General features: G+C 73.4%; 14 protein-coding genes. 4 read left to right on the top strand and 10 right to left on the bottom strand.

What is annotated here, in order from left to right; translation table 11 throughout:
* Positions 1-414 precede the first annotated feature (414 nt).
* Entirely contained in the window at positions 415-1,023 is a 609-nt protein-coding gene (locus ACQPW6_RS12080; protein WP_433889585.1) for a DUF3885 domain-containing protein, read from the top strand.
* 919 nt (positions 1,024-1,942) lie between these two features.
* Positions 1,943-4,867, top strand: coding sequence for an FAD-binding and (Fe-S)-binding domain-containing protein (locus tag ACQPW6_RS12075; RefSeq protein WP_433889584.1), 2,925 nt, complete (start codon positions 1,943-1,945; stop codon positions 4,865-4,867).
* 75 nt (positions 4,868-4,942) lie between these two features.
* On the opposite strand, the gene ACQPW6_RS12070 is transcribed toward ACQPW6_RS12075, so the two are convergent.
* From ACQPW6_RS12070 to ACQPW6_RS12055, 4 genes are read right to left on the bottom strand one after another with little or no spacing between them, the layout of a single operon-like run.
* Entirely contained in the window at positions 4,943-6,094 is a 1,152-nt protein-coding gene (locus tag ACQPW6_RS12070; protein ID WP_433889583.1) for a PP2C family protein-serine/threonine phosphatase, read from the bottom strand.
* Positions 6,091-6,462, bottom strand: coding sequence for a monovalent cation/H(+) antiporter subunit G (gene mnhG, locus ACQPW6_RS12065; RefSeq protein WP_433889582.1), 372 nt, complete (start codon positions 6,460-6,462; stop codon positions 6,091-6,093). Before mnhG ends, ACQPW6_RS12070 begins: the two co-directional genes overlap by 4 nt.
* Positions 6,459-6,836, bottom strand: coding sequence for a monovalent cation/H+ antiporter complex subunit F (locus tag ACQPW6_RS12060; RefSeq protein WP_433889581.1), 378 nt, complete (start codon positions 6,834-6,836; stop codon positions 6,459-6,461). The genes mnhG and ACQPW6_RS12060 overlap by 4 nt, the downstream gene beginning before the upstream one ends.
* The gene (locus ACQPW6_RS12055; protein ID WP_433889580.1) at positions 6,836-7,408 is read right to left on the bottom strand and encodes a Na+/H+ antiporter subunit E; all 573 of its coding nucleotides are present in this window, start codon (positions 7,406-7,408) and stop codon (positions 6,836-6,838) included. The genes ACQPW6_RS12060 and ACQPW6_RS12055 overlap by 1 nt, the downstream gene beginning before the upstream one ends.
* Positions 7,409-7,694: 286 nt before the next feature.
* Between ACQPW6_RS12055 and ACQPW6_RS12050 the strand changes: the two genes are divergently transcribed.
* A complete protein-coding gene (locus ACQPW6_RS12050) occupies positions 7,695-9,101 on the top strand; it encodes a M1 family metallopeptidase (protein ID WP_433889579.1) in 1,407 nt (468 codons plus the stop codon).
* 102 nt (positions 9,102-9,203) lie between these two features.
* The gene (locus ACQPW6_RS12045; protein ID WP_433889578.1) at positions 9,204-10,004 is read left to right on the top strand and encodes a pentapeptide repeat-containing protein; all 801 of its coding nucleotides are present in this window, start codon (positions 9,204-9,206) and stop codon (positions 10,002-10,004) included.
* Between the two features lie 25 nt (positions 10,005-10,029).
* Here the strand turns inward: ACQPW6_RS12045 and ACQPW6_RS12040 are convergent, their stop codons facing one another.
* Genes ACQPW6_RS12040 through ACQPW6_RS12015 form a run of 6 tightly spaced genes read right to left on the bottom strand, consistent with a single transcriptional unit; the run spans position 10,030 to position 18,512 of the window.
* Entirely contained in the window at positions 10,030-12,423 is a 2,394-nt protein-coding gene (locus ACQPW6_RS12040; RefSeq protein WP_433889577.1) for an ATP-binding cassette domain-containing protein, read from the bottom strand.
* Positions 12,420-12,836, bottom strand: a complete 417-nt coding sequence (locus ACQPW6_RS12035; protein WP_433889576.1) for a VOC family protein — start codon at positions 12,834-12,836, stop codon at positions 12,420-12,422. Before ACQPW6_RS12035 ends, ACQPW6_RS12040 begins: the two co-directional genes overlap by 4 nt.
* 10 nt (positions 12,837-12,846) lie before the next feature.
* Positions 12,847-13,329 carry a helix-turn-helix transcriptional regulator gene (locus ACQPW6_RS12030; protein ID WP_433889575.1) on the bottom strand — a complete coding sequence of 161 codons (483 nt, stop codon included), beginning with the start codon at positions 13,327-13,329 and terminating at the stop codon, positions 12,847-12,849.
* Positions 13,307-14,980, bottom strand: a complete 1,674-nt coding sequence (locus tag ACQPW6_RS12025) for a Na+/H+ antiporter subunit D (protein ID WP_433889574.1) — start codon at positions 14,978-14,980, stop codon at positions 13,307-13,309. The genes ACQPW6_RS12030 and ACQPW6_RS12025 overlap by 23 nt, the downstream gene beginning before the upstream one ends.
* The gene (locus ACQPW6_RS12020; RefSeq protein ID WP_433889573.1) at positions 14,977-15,501 is read right to left on the bottom strand and encodes a Na(+)/H(+) antiporter subunit C; all 525 of its coding nucleotides are present in this window, start codon (positions 15,499-15,501) and stop codon (positions 14,977-14,979) included. The genes ACQPW6_RS12025 and ACQPW6_RS12020 overlap by 4 nt, the downstream gene beginning before the upstream one ends.
* A complete protein-coding gene (locus ACQPW6_RS12015; RefSeq protein WP_433889572.1) occupies positions 15,498-18,512 on the bottom strand; it encodes a Na+/H+ antiporter subunit A in 3,015 nt (1,004 codons plus the stop codon). The genes ACQPW6_RS12020 and ACQPW6_RS12015 overlap by 4 nt, the downstream gene beginning before the upstream one ends.
* Positions 18,513-18,643: the final 131 nt, after the last annotated feature.

Genomic DNA, 18,643 nt, shown 5'->3' with positions numbered 1-18,643 from the left:
GGGGTCAGTCGACCCCAGCGGGATGAAGCGCAGGTGGAGCCGGCGGTTCGCTCCCGGTTACCACCGGGTGAGGTCTTCGCCCCGGTGGGCGGACCCGTTCGTTTTCACGGCTGGGCGCCGTGCCTGCCGTTTTTTCCCACCCCGCCCGCCCGTGCGGGTGCGTCCTTGGGTGCGGGTCTTCTGGTGGGCGGGGTCGGGGCCGGCCCGGGGCACCTCCTCGGATTTCCTCCGTGCGGCTCTCTTTTTCGGGTGCACCCCGGCTTGTCGGAAATCCTGCGGGGGCACCCCGGTCCGTCCCCTCCCGGGTCCGTCGGCGGCTTGAGGCCGCGGTGGGTGATCGGTGGGTTGCTGGGGTTCGCTGTCGGGCGGATATTGGCTGTCCGTTGTCAGCGGGTGTGACTAACCTGCGGGGTCATGAGAGGCCGGGGTCAGTCGGTGGACATTGCCGGGCTCGATCGTGCCTGGAACAGGTCGTGGCCTGAGTGCGCGCCGGAGAGCGGCCGACTGCGGCGCGGGTTTCCTGAGCGTTGGGTTCGCTTCCAGGCACTCCCGGGGGGCAAGAGGTATGCCACCTCGGACGCCGAATACACCGAGATCCTGCGTCGCCACGACGTGCTTCTGGGCGATCTCCTCGGCGACGCCACGGTCGGCGGCGAAATGGTGGCGATCACCTGCTCCTGGTCGGTGACCGGTTTCCCGACACCGCGACACACGGCGGTCGCTGCCGCCATGCCGGGGGCCGCGCACTGGCGAAGCGACGACCTGGCCACCGAGCCGGGCTTCCACTCGTGGCAGCACCATTACGTCTCCGCGGCGGGCCTTCACGACTCCGCACTGGATCGGCTCCTGCTGTGCGTGGCCGACGACATGACCGACGGCGTCATCCTGACCGGGCTGGACTGCCGATGGGTCGTCCACCCCTACGACGGGGGCGCGGACGTCTTCGCCGACAGCATGGAGGCCCGCGACCGGCTCGCCGGCAGATTCGCGGAGTGGCTTCCGCCGATGCGGCAGGGAATTTGAGCGGGGGGCTCTCGGCCGGGGGAAGCGGTGGCTCGCGTCCGGCCACCACCGGGTGAGGTTTCCGCCCCCGGTGGGCGGTGCGGCTTTCGTTTCCGGGTGCGGCCCGGTTGCCTTCCGGTGTTTCCCACCCGCCCGCCCGTGCGGGTGCGTCCTTGGGTGCACGTTTTCTGGTGGGTGGGGGTCGGTGCCGGTCCGTGGCACCTCCTCGGATTCCCTCCGCGCGGGTTTCGTCGTCAGGTGCAGACCGGTCTGTCGGAAATCCTGCGGGGGCACCCCGGTCCGTCCCCTCCCGGGTCCGTCGGCGGCTTTGAGGCCGCTGGGGGGTGATCGGTGGGGGTGGCTGTTCGTTGTCGGCTGCGGGTTACTGATGGAGCATTGCGCCCCCGAGGGCCGCTGGCTGGGCTCGTTTGGCGGCTGAGAGGTCACTGGTGGTTGAGTTTTTGGCCTGATGCTTACTACGGACCCCAGCCGCCCACCGATCACCCCCTCGCGGCCTCAAGCCGCCGTCCGGCCTGGGAGGGGACGGTCCGGGGTGCCCCCGCAGGGCTGTGAACGACATGGGGCCTCGTGATTTATCCCGGGTGCGTGATCAGCCCGAGGAGGTGCCCCGGGGCGGCCCCGACCCCACCCACCAGAAAACGTGCACCCAAGGACGCACTCGCACGGGCGAGCGAAGCGAGATGGGGGTCCCCCCGGCCGAAGGTTGGGGGAGGGTGGGAAACACCGGCAGGCACGGCGCCAAGCCGGAAAGCGAAACGGGTCCGCCCACCGGGGCGGAAAGCCCACCCGGTGGCAACCGGGAGCCGACCACAACCGCCCCCCGCCCGCCCGGCGACCAGAGCACGCCGCGCGCAGCGCGGGAGGCGGGATTAGGTTGGCGAGCAGCGCTCGCCGTCGCCCCACCCCGACCGGAGGTCCCATGCCCGCACCAAAGGGCGAGGCACTGCGTCCCACCCCGCCCTCCACCCCCGCCCCCGACCGCGTCGAGGAATCCCGCGCGGCCGGGACGCCGCCCGGGCTCCGGGCGGGCCTGGAAGGGCTCTTCGGCGCGGGCAAGGTGAGGAGCCGGATCGCCGACCTCGTCGGCTACGCCTCGGACGCCAGCCCGTACCGGTTCGTGCCGCAGGCCGTCGTCGTGCCCGAGAGCGTGCAGGACGTCGTCACGCTGCTGGCCTACGCCCGCAAGGAGCGGCGGAACCTGGTGTTCCGGGCGGCCGGGACGAGCCTGAACGGGCAGGCGCAGGGCGAGGACATCCTCGTGGACGTGCGGCGGCACTTCAGCGGCGTGGAGGTCGAGGCGGACGGCGAGCGCGCCCGGATCCTGCCGGGCACCGTCCTCGCGCGGGCGAACGCCGCCCTGGCCCGGCACGGGCGGGTGCTGGGGCCGGACCCGGCGAGCGCGGCGGCCGCCACCGTCGGCGGCGTGCTCGCCAACAACGCCTCCGGCATGACGGCGGGCACCACAAGGGACTCCTACCGCACGGTCGCCTCGCTGACCGTCGTCCTGCCGTCGGGCACCGTCGTGGACACCGGCGACCCGGACGCCGACGCGGGCCTGGAGGCCGCGGAGCCCGAGCTCTGCCAGGGGCTGCTCGACCTGCGGGACGAGATCGAGGCCGACGAGGAGCTGACCGCCAGGATCCGCGCCAAGTACGCGATCAAGAACACCAACGGCTACCGGCTCGACGCGTTCCTCGACGCCGAGACGCCCGCCCAGATCCTGCGCGGGCTGATGATCGGCTCGCAGGGCACCCTCGGCTTCGTCGCCGAGGCGGTCTACACGACGCTGCCGGTGCGCGCCGCGGCCACCGCCGGGCTGCTGTTCTTCCCGTCGCTGCCGGCCGCCGCCGCGGCTGTCCCGCTGCTCAGCCAGGCCGGCGCGGAGTTCGTGGAGCTGATGGACGGCCATGTGCTGCGCGCGTCGGTGGCGGTGCCGGGAGTGCCGCCGGACTGGGCGGGGGTGCCCGAGGAGTGCGCCGCGCTGCTGGTGGAGTTCCGGGCGGCGGACGTCACGGAGCTGGCCGCGTACGAGCGGGCCGCCCGCCGGGTCTGCGACGACCTGGGCCTGGTGCGCCCGGTGCCGTCGGCGGACAACGAGTTCACCCGCGACCCGGAGCGGATCGCCGGGCTGTGGAAGGCCAGGAAGGCGTTCGTCACGGCGGTCGGCGGCGCCCGCCCGCCCGGCACCACGCTGATCACCGAGGACTTCGCGGTGCCGCCGCAGGCCCTCGCCGACGCCTGCGCCGAACTGCTCGACCTCCAGCGCCGGCATGGCTTCGACGCCGCCGTGGCCGGCCACGCAGCGCACGGCAACCTGCACTTCCTGCTCGCGTTCGACGCCGCGCGGCCCGCCGACGTCGAGCGCTACGCCGCCTTCATGGACGACTTCTGCCACACCGTCACCGAGCGGTTCGACGGCTCGCTGAAGGCCGAGCACGGCACCGGCCGCAACATCGCGCCGTTCCTCGAACTGGAGTGGGGTGCCAAGGCCACCGCCCTGATGTGGCGGATCAAGCGGCTGCTCGACCCGGACGGCATCCTCGCCCCGCACGTCGTCCTCGACCACGACCCGCGCGGCCACCTGCGTGGCCTGAAGACCCTGCCGCCGATCGAGCCGGTGGCCGACGCCTGCATCGAGTGCGGCTTCTGCGAGCCGACCTGCCCCAGCCGCGACCTGACGACCACGCCCCGGCAGCGGATCGTGCTGCGCCGCGAGATGCTGCGGCAGCCGGCCGGCTCCCCGGTGCTGCACGAGCTGCTGGACGCGTACGGCTACGACGCCGTGGACACCTGCGCGGGCGACTCCACCTGCAAGCTGGCCTGCCCGGTCGGCATCGACACCGGCGCGATGATGCGCGACTTCCGCGCGCTCCGGCACTCCCGCGCCGAGCAGCGGCTCGCCACCACGCTGGCCACCCACTGGCGGGCCGCCGAGCGCGCCGCCCGCACCACCGTGGCCACCGCCGACGCCGTACGGGACCGGGCCGGCGACCGTCCGCTGGCCGCCGCCACCGAGCTGGCCCGCCGCGCGGTGCGCCCCGAGCTGGTGCCGCAGTGGCTGCCGGAGATCCCGGGCGCCGCCCCGCGCCGGCTGCCGGACACCTCCAAGGACGGCGCCGCGGCCGTCTACTACCCCTCGTGCGTGAACCGGATCTTCGGCGCGCCCGACGGCTCGTACGCCTACCTGCCGCAGTCGCTGGTGACGGTCTCGGCGCGGGCCGGGCTGCCGGTGTGGATCCCGCCCGACGTCACCGGCACCTGCTGCGCCACCATCTGGCACTCCAAGGGCTACCGGGACGGCAACGCGGTGATGGCCAACCGGATCGTGGAGTGCGCCTGGGTGTGGACCGGCGGCGGCCGGCTGCCGCTGGTGGTGGACGCCAGCTCCTGCACGCTGGGCCTGGCCCACGACGTGCGGCCGTATCTGACCGAGGCCAACCGCGAGCTGCACGGCGAACTGACGGTGCTGGACTCGGTGGTCTGGGCCGCCGAGCACCTGCTGCCGCGGCTCACGGTCAGCGACACCGTCGGCTCCGCCGTGCTGCATCCGACCTGCTCGATGCGCCATCTGGGTGACACCGGAGCCCTGGAGAAGGTCGCACGGGCCTGCGCCGCCGAGGTCGTGGTGCCCGACGACGCCGGCTGCTGCGCCTTCGCCGGCGACCGCGGGATGCTGCACGAGGAGCTGACCGGGGCGGCGACCCGCCCGGAGGCCGAGGAGGTCGCCGCGCGCGGCTACGACGCCTACCTGTCGGCGAACCGGATGTGCGAGCTGGGCATGGAGCACGCCACGGGGGAGCGGTACGAATCGGTGCTGGTCGCCCTGGAGCGCGCCACCCGCTGAGCCCCCGGTCGCGTACGGCCGCCGGTCACGCCCCCGTCCGGCCCGGCCGGATACCGGGGCCAGGGCCAGGGCCCGTCACGTCGTGGAGATCGGCGGGTCCTGCGGATGGAACGGCAGCGGCCGCGGTGTCGCGGTGAGCAGCAGCACCACCACGTCGTCCGACAGCGAGCCGCCGGCGTGCCGCAGCAGGTCGCGGTAGACCCGTTCCACCGCCGCGTCCAGGTCGTGCGCCGAGCCCGCGACCAGCGGGCCGACCCGGTCCAGCAGCGGGTAGAACGTGTTGTCCAGCGGGCTGCGGGCCTCGATCACCCCGTCGGTGCACAGCACCAGCACATCGCCGGGCCGCAGGTGCACCCGCCACGGCTTGGGCCCGCCCTTGACCAGGTCGGCCAGGCCGAGCGGCACCCACGGCTCCTCCGGGTTCAGCGTCTCCACCGTGCCGTCCCGGGACACCAGCAGCGGCGCCACATGGCCGTAGTGCAGCAGCTCGACGCTGTCGGGCCGGTCGAACTGGGCGAACAGCGCCGTGATGAAGTCGCCGCCGGTCACATGCCGCCGGACGCTGGTGTCCACCCGCTGCGCCACCCAGTCCAGGCCGCCCTCGTCGTAGGCGGCCTCCCGGAACGCGCCGAGCACCACCGCGGAGGTCTGCACCGCGCCCAGGCCCTTGCCGCGCACGTCGCCGATCAGTGCCCGCACGCCGTGCGGGGTGTCGAGGACGGCGTAGAGGTCGCCGCCGATCTGCGCGGCGTCGGCGGCCGACACGTACCGCACCGCGAGCCGGACGATGCCCACCCGCGGGGCCGGCGGGCGCATCAGGGCGTGCTGGGCCGCCTCCGCGACCGAGGTGATCGCGGTGAACGCCTTCGCGCCGGTCTCCCGCCGCCAGGCGATGTAGACGCTGAACAGGGTGACCAGGGCGTAGGCGAAGAGCTGGCCGAAGAGCACGTCGTGGTCGGGGATCTCGGCGACCCCGTCGTACGGCGCCAGCGCGGCCTGGACCAGCAGCCCGAGGATGCCGATGAACAGGGTGCGCTGCCAGTTGACGACGATCGCGGCCAGTGGCGGCGCGGCCACGATTCCCGGGGTGAGATAGCTGTCGTGGCCGGCTGCCAGGTCCGTGACGATCACGATGCCGATGGCGAGAAGTGGCAGCGAGAGACCCATGCGGGAGAGGTACTCGTCCTCCACCCGCTGGAGCATTCTGGCCAGCCAGATCTTCTTCACATAAAGAACCTATCTGGCCTTTCGGGCCGGGTCAGCCGCTCGTCCAGTTCGTCCCGCACCAGCTCGCCACCGCGCACCTGCCCGGTCCGATACGCGGCGCGCGCCACGATGTGCGCCGCGACCGGGACGGTCATGAGCTGAAACGTGCCAATCAGAACGAGCGTTCCCAAGTCCACCCAGGAACGCAAGCGCAGGCCGAGACCGAGCAGCACCAGCAGCACGCCGAGCACCTGCGGCTTGGTCGCCGCGTGCATCCGGGTGAGGGTGTCGGGCAGCCGCAGCAGGCCGATGCCGGCCACGAAGCACAGGGCCGCGCCCAGCAGCAGGCAGGCGTCGGCGGCCACGTCGCTGACCTGCGTCAGGCTCATGACTCCCCCTCTCGCGGGCCGGGGCGCCCGTGGCCGGTATCCCCGCCGTCCTCGTGGTCCACCTGGTCTGGGTGGTCCGCGTGCATCGGGTGCTCTTCCACGGTCCTCCCCTCCTCCGGATCGCGCAGCGCGATGAAGCGGGCGACGGCCACCGAGCCGGTGAAACCCAGGAACGCCAGCACCAGCAGCACCGGCAGCGTGTACGGGGTCCGGCCCTCGGCCGCCCGCGCGCCGAGGCCGGCCGCCACCACGGCGAGCAGCGCGTCGACCGCCACCGCCCGGTCCAGCATCGAGGGGCCGCGGGCCAGCCGGACGAAGACCAGCACGCCGGAGCCGATCAGCAGGGCGAGGACGATCCCGGTCACCCAGTCCATCAGGCGCCCTCGGGGTCGTCACGTGGTTCGTCGGGCCCGTCGAGCGCGGCGATGTCCGCGCGGGTGCCGAAGGCCCGCACCACCAGCCGTTCCAGCCGCTGCACGTCCGCCCGCGCGTGCGCCTCGGTGGCCGCGGGGCCGGTCCCGTACCCCATGAAGTGCACGAACACCGTGCCGGTGGCGCGTTGCAGCTCCAGGACGACGCTGCCGGGCACCGCGGAGATCGCGATCGCCGTCGCCGTCAGCATCAGGTCGCCGCGCGAGCGCAGCGGCACGGCGAGCACCGCGCAGGGCAGTGGCCCGGGGGACAGGATCTGCCAGACCGTCCGCAGCCCGGAGACCGTCAGGTCGAACAGGAAGCGGGCGGCGAAGCGCACGATGCCCGCCGGGTGCAGCCGGAGCTCCAGGTCCAGCGGCGGCAGCGGGAAGGCCAGGCAGAGCAGCACGCCGACGACGAGGCCGCTCAGCACGTTGCCGGCGGTGACCTTCCCCCACAGCAGCACCCACACCACGATCAGCCAGCAGACCAGCGGCCACGGCAGCCTTCCGCGGAGCTTGCCCAGGACGCGCATGGGCCGAATGTCGCAGAAGCGGGGCCCGGCGCCGGGTTGCCGTGGCCCGGGGGCGGCCGTGGTCACCCGCCGGGAGCAACGCGCCGGCGCGCGCCTTCGCGTTCCGGCCACTGTGTTGCACCCGGTGAAGTTTCTGCGACGACAGGGGGCATTGGGGTGGCTGTTACGCCCGTGGCTTTCTAAGGTCGCCGTGTACCTGCCACTCGTTGGTGCGCGCCACCCGTGCCGCCCGCCACCCGTGGCGCCCGAAAGCTCCGCTCCCTGCTCCCCGCGCTGGAGGACCCCTGTGCGAAAGTCAGTGATCGCGTCCGCCGTCACCGCCCTCGGCCTGCTGCTGGCGACCCCGGCAACCGCCGCCGGCACCGGGCCCGGCGCGCCCGGCATCGGCGATCCGTACTATCCGACGTACGGGAACGGCGGTTACGACGTCTCCCACTACGCGCTCGACCTCGACTACCGCCCCGCCACCGACACGCTGTCAGGCACCGCGCTGATCACCGCGACCGCCACCCAGGGGCTGACCAGCTTCGACCTGGACTTCGCGCTGGACGTCAGCAAGGTCACCGTGGACGGCCGGGCCGCGCGGTTCGCCGCAAGCGGCGAGCAGGAGCTGGTCATCACCCCGGAGCACCCGATCGCCCGCGGCCACCGGATCGCCGTCGCCGTCACGTACTCCGGCGTGCCCTCCTCCGTCGAGCGGTACGGCTTCACGTCCTGGCAGCGCACCCCGGACGGCGGAGTGGCGGCCAACGAGCCCGAGTCGGCGTGGTGGTGGTTCCCCAGCAACGACCACCCGTCGGACAAGGCCACCTACGACGTCAACGTCCGCGTGCCCCAAGGCAGCCAGGCGATCAGCAACGGCCTGCTGGTCTCGTCCCGCACCTCCGGCGGCCTGACCAGCTACCACTGGCGGCAGGACAAGCCGCAGGCCACCTACCTGGCCACCCTCGCCGTCGGCCACTTCGACATCACGCACAGCCGCACCCGCACCGGTGTGCCGGTCATCAACGCGTACAGCACCGACCTCGACCCCGCGCTCGCCGCGAACGCCAAGGCCAGCGTGGAGCGCACCGGGGAGATCATCGACTTCCTGAGCGGCTACTTCGGCCCGTACCCGTTCGACGCGGCCGGCGGCTACGTGCCGAACGTGCCCTCGCACTTCTCGCTCGAAGCGCAGACCCGGGTCTTCTACAGCCCCGCCACCTTCGCCTCGGGACCCAACACCGACACCGTCGCGCACGAGCTGGCCCACCAGTGGTGGGGCGACGACGTCTCGCTGGAGCGCTGGTCGGACATCTGGCTGAACGAGGGCTTCGCCAGCTACGCGCAGTTCCTGTGGGCCGAGCACGAGCACCAGGGCACCCCGCAGCAGCTCGCCCGGCAGATCTACGACGCCCACCCGGCCGACGACCCGTTCTGGACGGTGAAGCCCGGCGACCCGGGCGCGGCCGACCAGTTCGACGACGCGGTGTACGACCGGGGCGCCGTCGCGATCCAGGCGCTGCGCGACACCATCGGCGACCACGCGTTCCTGACGCTGCTCAAGGCGTGGCCGGCCCTGCACCGGTACGGCAACGGCACGATCGCGCAGTTCGAGCAGCTGGCCGAGCTGCTGTCGGGCAAGGACCTCGGCTCGTTCTTCACCACCTGGCTGTACACGGCCGCGAAGCCGGCGTCCTTCCCCGGCGCGTGACGCCCGGCGCCTGACTCCCCGTCCCGATGGGGCACCATTGACGGCGGGCCGCCGTACCTGACGGCGACCCGCCGCTGATGGCTTTACGGGAACGGGTGCGACGTGGTGGAGGTGCGGGACGGCCTGCGGGCCGACTGCGGCGACTGCTTCGGGCTGTGCTGTGTGGCGCTCGCCTTCACCAGGTCCGCCGACTTCGCCGCCGACAAACAGGTGGGTGAGCCCTGCGGGCACCTCGGCGCCGACGACCGCTGCGGCATCCACCGCGAGCTGCGCGGCAGCGGATACGCCGGCTGCACGGTCTACGACTGCTTCGGCGCCGGCCAGAAGATCTCCCGGCTGACCTTCGCCGGACAGGACTGGCGCCGGGCCGCCGACGGCGGCCGGGCGATGTTCGCGGTGCTGCCGGTGGTGCGCCAACTGCACGAACTGCTCTGGTACCTGGCCGAGACGCAGGCGCTGCCGAAGGCCGCCGCCCTCCGCGAGGCCGCCGCCCGCGAGGCCGACCGGATCACCGCCCTCAGCCTGCTCGGCCCGGACGAACTCCTCGCGCTCGACCTCCCGGCCGAACGCACCCGCACCAACGAACTCCTGCTGCGCGCCAGCGCCTTGACCCGCGCCGGCACCCGCGCCCGCTCCCGCCGCCACGCCGACCTGGTGGCTGCGAAGCTCCGCGGAGCGAACCTGCGCGGCACCGACCTGCGCGGCGCCTACCTGATCGCGGCCGACCTCCGCGAAGCGGACCTCCGCGAGGCCGACCTGATCGGCGCCGACCTCCGCGACACCGATCTGCGCGGCGCCGACCTCAGCACGTCCCTCTTCCTGACCCAGTCCCAGACCAACGCGGCCCGCGGCGACGCCCGAACCAGGCTCCCGCCCCCACTGACCCGCCCGGCGCACTGGTAGCGGGCGGGCCGGCAGGTCCCGGGCGTCAGGCGCCCACGTACGCTGCCAGGTGTTCGCCGGTCAGGGTGGAGCGGGCGGCCACCAGGTCGGCCGGGGTGCCCTCGAAGACGACGCTGCCGCCGTCGTGGCCCGCGCCGGGGCCCAGGTCGATGATCCAGTCGGCGTGGGCCATCACCGCCTGGTGGTGTTCGACCACCACGACCGACTTGCCGGCGTCCACCAACCGGTCGAGCAGGGCGAGGAGTTGCTCGACGTCGGCCAGGTGCAGGCCGGCGGTCGGCTCGTCCAGGACGTAGAGGTCGCCCTTGCCCCCGAGGCTCGCGGCGAGCTTCAGGCGCTGCCGCTCGCCGCCGGACAGGGTGGTGAGCGGCTGACCGAGGCTGACGTAGCCGAGGCCGACGTCGGCGAGCCGGGTCAGGATCGCGTGCGCGGCCGGCACGTGGGCGTCCCCGGCAGCGAAGAACTCCAGCGCCTCGGCCACCGGCATCGCCAGCACCTCGCTGATGTCCTTGCCGCCGAAGGTGTACTCCAGCACCGACGCCTGGAACCGCTTCCCCTCGCACTCCTCGCACACCGAGGCGACCCCGGCCATCATCGCCAGGTCGGTGTAGACGACCCCGGCGCCGTTGCAGGTCGGGCAGGCGCCCTCCGAATTGGCGCTGAACAGCGCCGGCTTGACCCCGCCGGCCTTCGCGAACGCCTTCCGGATCGGGTCCAGCAGGCCCGTGTACGTCGCCGGGTTGCTGCGCCGCGAGCCGCGGATCGCGCTCTGGTCGATCGACACGACCCCCGTGCGGACCGCCCCCGCGTCGTGCACCAGCGAACCGTTCACCAGCGAGCTCTTGCCGGACCCGGCCACGCCGGTGAGGACGGTGAGCACCCCGAGCGGGATGTCCACGTCGACGTCCTTCAGGTTGTGCTCGTCCGCGCCGCGGATCGGCAGCGTTCCGGTGGGCTCGCGCACGGTCTCCTTCAGCGCGGCCCGGTCGTCCAGGTGCCGGCCGGTGAGGGTGTCGCCGGACCGCAGGTCCTCGAAGGTGCCCTCGAAGCAGACGGTGCCGCCGGCCGTGCCGGCGCCGGGACCGAGGTCCACGACGTGGTCGGCGATCGCGATCACCTCGGGCTTGTGCTCCACCACCAGCACCGTGTTGCCCTTGTCCCGCAGCCGCAGCAGCAGCCCGTTCATCCTCTGGATGTCGTGCGGGTGCAGGCCGATCGTCGGCTCGTCGAAGACATACGTGACGTCGGTGAGCGACGAGCCGAGCTGCCGGATCATCTTCACCCGCTGCGCCTCGCCGCCCGACAGCGTGCCCGACGGCCGGTCCAGCGCGAGGTAGCCGAGGCCGATCTCGGTGAACGAGTCCAGGGCCTGCCCCAGCGCGGTGAGCAGCGGCGCCACCGACGGCTCGTCCAGCCCCCGCACCCACTCGGCCAGGTCGCTGATCTGCATCGCGCAGGCGTCGGCGATGCCGACCTTGCCGATCCGCGACGAGCGCGCGCCCTCGGCGAGCCGGCTGCCGTCGCACTCGGGGCAGGTGGTGAAGGTGACGGCCCGGTCCACGAACTCGCGGATGTGCGGCTGGAGCGCGTCCCGGTCCTTGGAGAGCATCGACTTCTGGATCCGCGGGATCAGGCCCTCGTACGTCATGTTGATGCCGGCGATCTTCATCCGCACCGGCTCGTGGTGCAGGAAGTCGTGCAGTTCCTTCTTGGTGAACTTCGCGACCGGCTTGTCCGGGTCGTAGAAGCCGGACTCGACGTAGAGCCGGGAGTTCCAGCCGCCGCCGGTGTAGCCGGGCACGGTGATCGCGCCCTCGCTGAGCGACTTCGACGGGTCGTAGAGCTGCCCGGTGTCGATGTCGGAGACGCTGCCGCGGCCCTCGCAGCGCGGGCACATCCCGCCGGTGCGCTTGAACGTCGCCTTGACCGCCTTCCTGCCGCCGCGCTCGACGGTGATCGCGCCGCTCGCGCTCACCGAGGGCACGTTGAAGGCGTACGCGCTGGGCGGCCCGATGTGCGGGTCGCCCAGCCGGCTGAACAGGATGCGCAGCATCGCGTTGGCGTCGGTGGCGGTGCCGACGGTGGAGCGCGGGTCGGCGCCGAGCCGCTGCTGGTCCACGATGATCGCGGTGGTCAGCCCGTCCAGCACGTCGACCTCGGGCCGGGCCAGGGTCGGCATGAAGCCCTGGACGAACGCGCTGTAGGTCTCGTTGATCAGCCGCTGCGACTCCGCGGCGATCGTGCCGAACACCAGCGAGCTCTTGCCCGAGCCCGAGACCCCGGTGAACACCGTCAGCCGGCGCTTGGGGATCTCGATCCCGATGTCCTTGAGGTTGTTCACCCGCGCGCCGTGCACGCGGATCACGTCGTGGCTGTCGGCGGCGTGCGGCCCGGTCGACCCGGCCGGCGCGGGGCTCACTGCTTGCGCGGCTGGTTGAAGCGCAGCATGTTGCCCGAGGGGTCGCGGAACGCGCAGTCCCGGACGCCGTACGGCTGGTCCACCGGCTCCTGGATCACCTCGGCGCCCGCGGCGCGGATCTTCTCGAAGACCGCGTCCACGTCGTCGGTCCTGAAGATGACGGCCCGCAGCAGGCCCTTCGCCAGCAGCTCCGCCATCGCCTGCTTGTCGGCGGCCGACGCGTTCGGGTCGGCGAGCGGCGGCTCCAGGACGATGTCCACTTCCGGCTGCGACGGCGACCCGACGGTCACCCAGCGCATGCCCTCGAAACCGACGTCGTTGCGCACTTCGAGACCCAGCACGTCGCGGTAGAAGGCGAGCGCCTTGTCGTGGTCGTCGACGGCGATGAAACACTGCGAAAGGTTGATGTCCATGGGTTTCACGCTACGGCCGGCGGTCGGATTCTGCTTCTCCATTCCTGACCGGCTTCCCGGCCTGGCTCGCGGGCGGGATCCTGACCGGCCGGGTGTACATCTTGGCGACGCAGGCCGGGATGTTCGCCCCGTCGTCATGGGCGCGGGCCCGGTACGCGCTGGGGCTCTCGCCGATCAGCTCCGTGAAGCGCGAGCTGAACGACCCCAGCGACGTACAGCCCACCGCGAAGCAGACCTCCGTCACGCTCAGGTCGCCGCGCCGCAGCAGCGCCTTGGCCCGCTCTATCCGCCGGGTCATGAGGTAGTTGTACGGGGTCTCGCCGTACGCGGCGCGGAAGCTGCGCGAGAAGTGGCCCGCCGACATCAGGGCGGTCCTGGCCAGCGCGGGCACGTCCAGCGGCTCCGCGTAGTCGCGGTCCATCTGGTCACGGGCCCGGCGCAGCCGGGCGAGGTCCTCCAGGTTCACCCCTTCACGATCGCACAGCGTCGCCATGACCCGGGCCGAGCACCGCCGAGACGTACGGGGTGCGGGTCAGCAGCTCGGCGGCGGCCCGGTCGGCGAGCCCCGACAGCGGGCCGGCCAGCACCGTGTAGCTCAGGCCGAGCGCGACCAGCGCGCAGGTGGCGCCGAGCATGGTGGGGGAGGCCGCGGTGGTCGTGGTGATCGGCCGGCCGCTGAGCGAGGCGGTGTGCGGGGCGCCGGCGGGCAGCGGTACGGCGTCCCCCTCGTCCTCGGTGTCGTCGGTCTCCGCGGACTCCAGGACGGTGCCGGGCGCCGGTTCGTCGGGCGGCGCGGCCCGCCAGAACGCCAGGTTCCAGACCTTCGCCAGCGCGTACAGCGTCAGCAGGCTGGTGACGATGCCGCCGGCCACCAGCGTGTACGCCCACGGGCCGCCGTACGCGATGCCGGCCCGCAGCAGGCCGAGCTTGCCGAGGAAGCCGGACAGCGGCGGGATGCCCGCCAGGTTCATCGCCGGCACGAAGAAGACCACCGCGAGCAGCGGGGACAGCCGGGCCAGGCCGCCCAGCCGCAGCAGGTCGGTGGTGCCGCCGCGCCGCTCGATCAGGCCCGCGACGAGGAACAGCGTCGTCTGCACGGTGATGTGGTGCGCCACGTAGAACACCGCGCCGGCCAGCCCGCCGCGCGATGCCAGCGCGATGCCGAAGACCATGTAGCCGATATGGCTGACCAGGGTGAACGACAGCAGCCGCTTCAGGTCGGTCTGGGCGACCGCGCCGAGGATGCCCACCAGCATCGACAGCAGCGCGATCACCATCAGCGGATCGGCCAGCCGGCCGCCGGGGAACAGCAGCGTCTGGGTGCGCAGCACGCAGTAGACGCCGACCTTGGTGAGCAGCCCGGCGAAGACCGCCGTCACCGGCGCGGGCGCGGTCGGGTAGGAGTCGGGCAGCCAGGCCGCCAGCGGGAAGACCGCCGCCTTGATGCCGAAGACGGTCAGCAGCGCGATCTGCAGCAGCAGCCGCACCCCCGACGGCAGCTCGCCCAGCCGCCCGGCGAGCAGCGCCAGGTTGACGGTGCCGGCCGCGCCGTAGACCATCCCGATCGCGATCAGGAACAGCACGGACGACAGCAGCGACACCACGACGTAGGTGGCGCCGGCCCGGATCCGCGCCGCCGTCCCGCCGAGCGTCAGCAGCACGTAGCTCGCCGTCAGCATGATCTCGAAGCCGACGTAGAGGTTGAACAGGTCGCCGGCCAGGAAGGTGTCGCACACCCCGGCGACCAGGATCAGATACGCCGGGTGGAAGACGGTCAGCGGGGTGACCTCGTCGCTGTCGGCGGTGCCCTGGCCGATCGAGTAGACCAGCACGCACAGCGTCACCGCGGACGACACCACCAGCATCAGCCCGGACAGCCGGTCCGCGACCAGCGTGATGCCGACGCTGGCCGGCCAGGTCCCGGTGTGCATCACCCGGGGCCCGTCCCGGTCGGCGCCGATCAGCAGCGCCAGCGACACGCCCAGCACGGTGGCGAGCACGCCGGTGCTGATGAACCGCTGGGTGCGGGGCAGCCGTTGGCCGATCGCGAGCTTCACGCCCGCGGCGAGCAGCGGCAGGGCGACGGGCAGCGGGAGCAGGGTGGCGACGCCGTGCGCCGCGCCGCCGCCGGCCAGCCCGCTCAACGCCCGGCCCCCGGAGCCTTGTTGGCCGGCGCCGGGTCCCGGTCGGCGCCGAGCACCCGGTCCCACACCTCGTCGTCCAGGTCCTCGCTCTCGTCGGCCCGCGCCTGCCGTACCCGGTCCGCCCGCAGCGCGGCCCGCAACTCGGCCCGGCTGCCCTCGTGTTCGGCCCGCAGGGTGATCCGGATGTCCTCCACGTCGTCCTGCACGTCGTCGGTGCCGCCCAACTGCCAGCTGCGGTAGGCCATCGCGAGCAGGAACGCGGTCAGCGCGAGGGTGATCACGATCGCGGTCAGCGCCATCGCCTGCGGCAGCGGGTCGGCCACGCCGTTCGCGTCGGTGCCCGGATACAGCAGCGGCGCCTGCCCGGCTCCGCCGCCGGTGGCCAGCACCAGCAGGTTCGCGCCGTTGCCGAGCAGCACCGCGCCCAGCAGGATCCGGGTCAGCGGACGGGCCAGCAGCAGCGCGGTGCCGCAGCCGACGAGGATGCCGCCGGCCGCGATCAGGGCGACGGTCGCGTTCACGCGGGGCCTCCAGGGGAGTCGGGACGGTCGTCGCCCGGTGCGGGCCGGGGGCGGATGCCGCGGTTGCCGCCGGCGGCCCGGGTCGCGCGGGTCTTGCGGTCCTGCTCGCGTTCGATCTGCCGGTCCACCTCGGCGCCGAGGCTGCGCAGCACGTCCAGCACCACGCCGAGCACCAGCAGGTAGACACCGCAGTCGAACAGCACCGGGCTGGCCAGGTGCACCTCGCCGATCAGCGGCAGACGCGTGTGCACCACGCCCGCGTCGAGCACCGCCCCGCCGAAGACCAGGCCGCCGAGCCCGGTGCCGACCGAGACCACCAGGCCCGCGCCGAGCAGGAACCCGGCGTCCAGCGGGGCCGCGGCCGCCAGCTCGTACCGGCCGCCGGCCAGATAGCGCACGACGAGGGCGAGGCCGGCCACCAGACCCGCGGTGAAGCCGCCGCCGGGCAGGTTCTCGGCGCTGAACAGCAGATACAGGGACAGCACCAGGATCGGATGGAAGACCAGCCGGGCGGTCACCTCGAACACCACGGAGCGGCGCTCATCGGCCAGCGTGCGGCCGGCTTCCAGCCAGGTGCGCTCCGGGGCCAGCGAGGCCGGCGGCGCGGCCTCGCCGGGACCGGCCCGCCAGACCGTGCCCGGGTCGCCGCCGGCCGCCTGCTCGGCGGCGGCCCGGGGCAGCGCGCCGGTGCGGCGGCGCAGGAACACCAGGCTCGTCACGCCGACCGCGGCCACCGCGAGCACCGCGGACTCGCCCATGGTGTCCCAGGCCCGCAGGTCCACCAGGATGGTGGCGACGACGTTCTTCACCCCGTCGTGCGCGGTCGCCTCCACCAGCGCGGGGCCCGAACCCGGGGCGGTACGGGCCGCCGACGTCACATACGTCAGCCCGGCGGTCAGCGCGCCGACCAGCACGCCCACGGCGTGGTTCAGCAGCCGCCGCCAGGTCGTCGCCGTCCGCGGGAACCGGCCCGGCAGCCGGCGCAGCACCAGCACGAACACCACGATCGCCGCGGTCTCCACGGCGAACTGGGTCAGCGCGAGGTCGGGGGCGCCCTGGAGGACGAACAGCACGCCGGTGCCGTAGCCGGTGGTGCCGGCCAGCACGACGGCCTTCATCCGGGAGCGGGCCGTCAGGCACAGCACGGCCGCGGCGCCGACCGCCAGCGCGACGGCGGCCTGCGCGGCGTCGTCCGCGAGGCGGGGTGCTCCCGGGGTGTGCCAGGGGGCGCCGCGCACCAGCGCGTACGCCTCGGCGCCGCCGAACACCAGCAGCGCGGTGGTCAGGTAGTTCGCCAGCGACCCGCGCTGGATGGTCCCGGTGACCTGGAGCGCCACCCACTCGATCCCGCGCACCCCGCGCGCGAACACCCCCTCCGCCGACGGGGTCGGCGCCTTCCGCCCCACGCGGGCAAGCTGCTCGTTCACCGCGAACCCGAGCAGGCCCACGCCCCACGCGAGCACGGACAGCGCGAACGGGGTGTTGGCCCACCCGTGCCACAACGCGAGGTGATACGCGTGCTCGCCTTTCCCGGGCAGCGAGTCCGCGTACGCGGTGAACAGCGGTTCCATCGCGGTGACCGCGGGCCCGAGCGCGAGCCCGCCCGCGGCGAGCACGAGCGCGACCCCGCCGGTGACGGCTGCGCCCGCGCTTTGACGGGAGGTGCCGTGCCCCGGCGGAACGGGACGCTCCCCGCGCACGGACGGAGGCGCACCGGGCCCCCCGGTTCCCGGGAGGAACACGCGCAGGAAGCGGAGCGTATACGTGACCGTCAGGATCGAACCGAGTACCACCCCCGCGAGCACCCACCCCGACCCCTCCAGCGAGGCGAACGCCCCCTCCTTCGCCGGGAACCCCAGAAAAGGCGGCAGCCCCACCATCGAACCCCCCGCCAGCACCGCCGCCGCGCAGGCAACAGGCACGCGCCGCGCCAGCCCCCTCCCGGCGAGCAGCCGCACATCCCGGGTGCCGGTCGCCCGGTCGACCACCCCGACGACCAGGAAGAGCGCCGCCTTCGCCAGCGCGTGCGCGAGCAGCATCGCCACCGCCGCGAGCCCCGCGTTCCGTGACCCCGTCCCGGCCAGCACGACGAGGAACCCCAGCTGGCTGACCGTCCCGTAGGCGAGAATCCGCTTCAGGTCGTACTCCCGCAGCGCCCGCCACCCGCCGAGCAGCATGGTGACGGCCCCGAGCCCGACGGTCAGTGCCCGCCAGGGGTCCACCCCGGCGAAGCCGGGCGCGAGCCGGGCGACGAGGTAGACGCCCGCCTTCACCATCGCCGCCGCGTGCAGGTACGCGCTGACGGGCGTCGGCGCGGCCATCGCGCCCGGCAGCCACAGGCTGAACGGCCAGATCGCCGACTTCGACAGCGCCCCGGCGAGCACCAGCACCACCGCGACCCGCACCGGCCCGGAAGCGGCCGGCGGGTGCGCGACCAGCTCCGACAGCCGGTCGGTGCCGGCGGCGTGGCTGAGCATCAGCAGCCCGACGAGCATCGCGAGCCCGCCGGCGGTGGTGACGATCAGCGCCTGGAGCGCCGAGCGCCGGTTCGCCTTCTTCTCCGAGGTGTGGCCGATCAGCAGGAAGGACAGGACGGTGGTCAGCTCCCAGAAGACGTACAGGAGCATCAGGTCGTCGGCCAGCACCAAGCCGAGCATGGCCCCGGCGAACGCGGTGAGCGTGCCGGCGAACCGGCCGAGCCCGGGCTCGTCGTCCGTGAAGTACCCGGCGCAGTAGATGAGGACGAGCGCCCCGACGCCGCCGGCCAGCACGGCGAGCAGCAGGCTCAGCGCGTCGAGCCGCAGCGCGATCTCCAGGCCGAAGGTCGGCGCCCACCGCCAGGACTCCTCGCGGGTCCGGCCGCCCGCCACCGCGTCCCATTCGACGGCGGCCCACACCGCGGCGGCCGCCGGGGCCGCCGCCAGCACCAGGAACGCCCGCCGCCCCCACCACCGTACGAACGCCCCCGCGCAGCCCGCCAGCACGACATGCACCACGATCAGCCCCAGCACGGGCCGACCATCCTCCGCCCGCCCCGCGAGCCGTACCCGCCGCGCCCGGCGGGACCCAGGACCACCCGTGCGGAGCACACGCCCTGGGCCCGGACACGCCGAAGGCCCCCCGCGGACAACACGGAGGGCCT

It is taken from the genome of Streptomyces sp. CA-111067, from assembly GCF_050956065.1.
Classification (GTDB): Bacteria; Actinomycetota; Actinomycetes; order Streptomycetales; family Streptomycetaceae; genus Actinacidiphila.
The sequence above is the reverse complement of the archived record's forward strand: the minus strand, read 5'-3'. Positions and strand labels throughout refer to the sequence as shown.

Bases quoted from the DNA above. Each gene is read 5' to 3' on its own strand.
- ACQPW6_RS12080 (WP_433889585.1), top strand. From the start codon at position 415: ATGAGAGGCCGGGGTCAGTCGGTGGACATTGCCGGGCTCGATCGTGCC.
- ACQPW6_RS12075 (WP_433889584.1), top strand. From the start codon at position 1,943: ATGCCCGCACCAAAGGGCGAGGCACTGCGTCCCACCCCGCCCTCCACC.
- mnhG (WP_433889582.1), bottom strand. From the start codon at position 6,462: ATGAGCCTGACGCAGGTCAGCGACGTGGCCGCCGACGCCTGCCTGCTG.
- ACQPW6_RS12060 (WP_433889581.1), bottom strand. From the start codon at position 6,836: ATGGACTGGGTGACCGGGATCGTCCTCGCCCTGCTGATCGGCTCCGGC.
- ACQPW6_RS12055 (WP_433889580.1), bottom strand. From the start codon at position 7,408: ATGCGCGTCCTGGGCAAGCTCCGCGGAAGGCTGCCGTGGCCGCTGGTC.
- ACQPW6_RS12035 (WP_433889576.1), bottom strand. From the start codon at position 12,836: ATGGACATCAACCTTTCGCAGTGTTTCATCGCCGTCGACGACCACGAC.
- ACQPW6_RS12030 (WP_433889575.1), bottom strand. From the start codon at position 13,329: ATGGCGACGCTGTGCGATCGTGAAGGGGTGAACCTGGAGGACCTCGCC.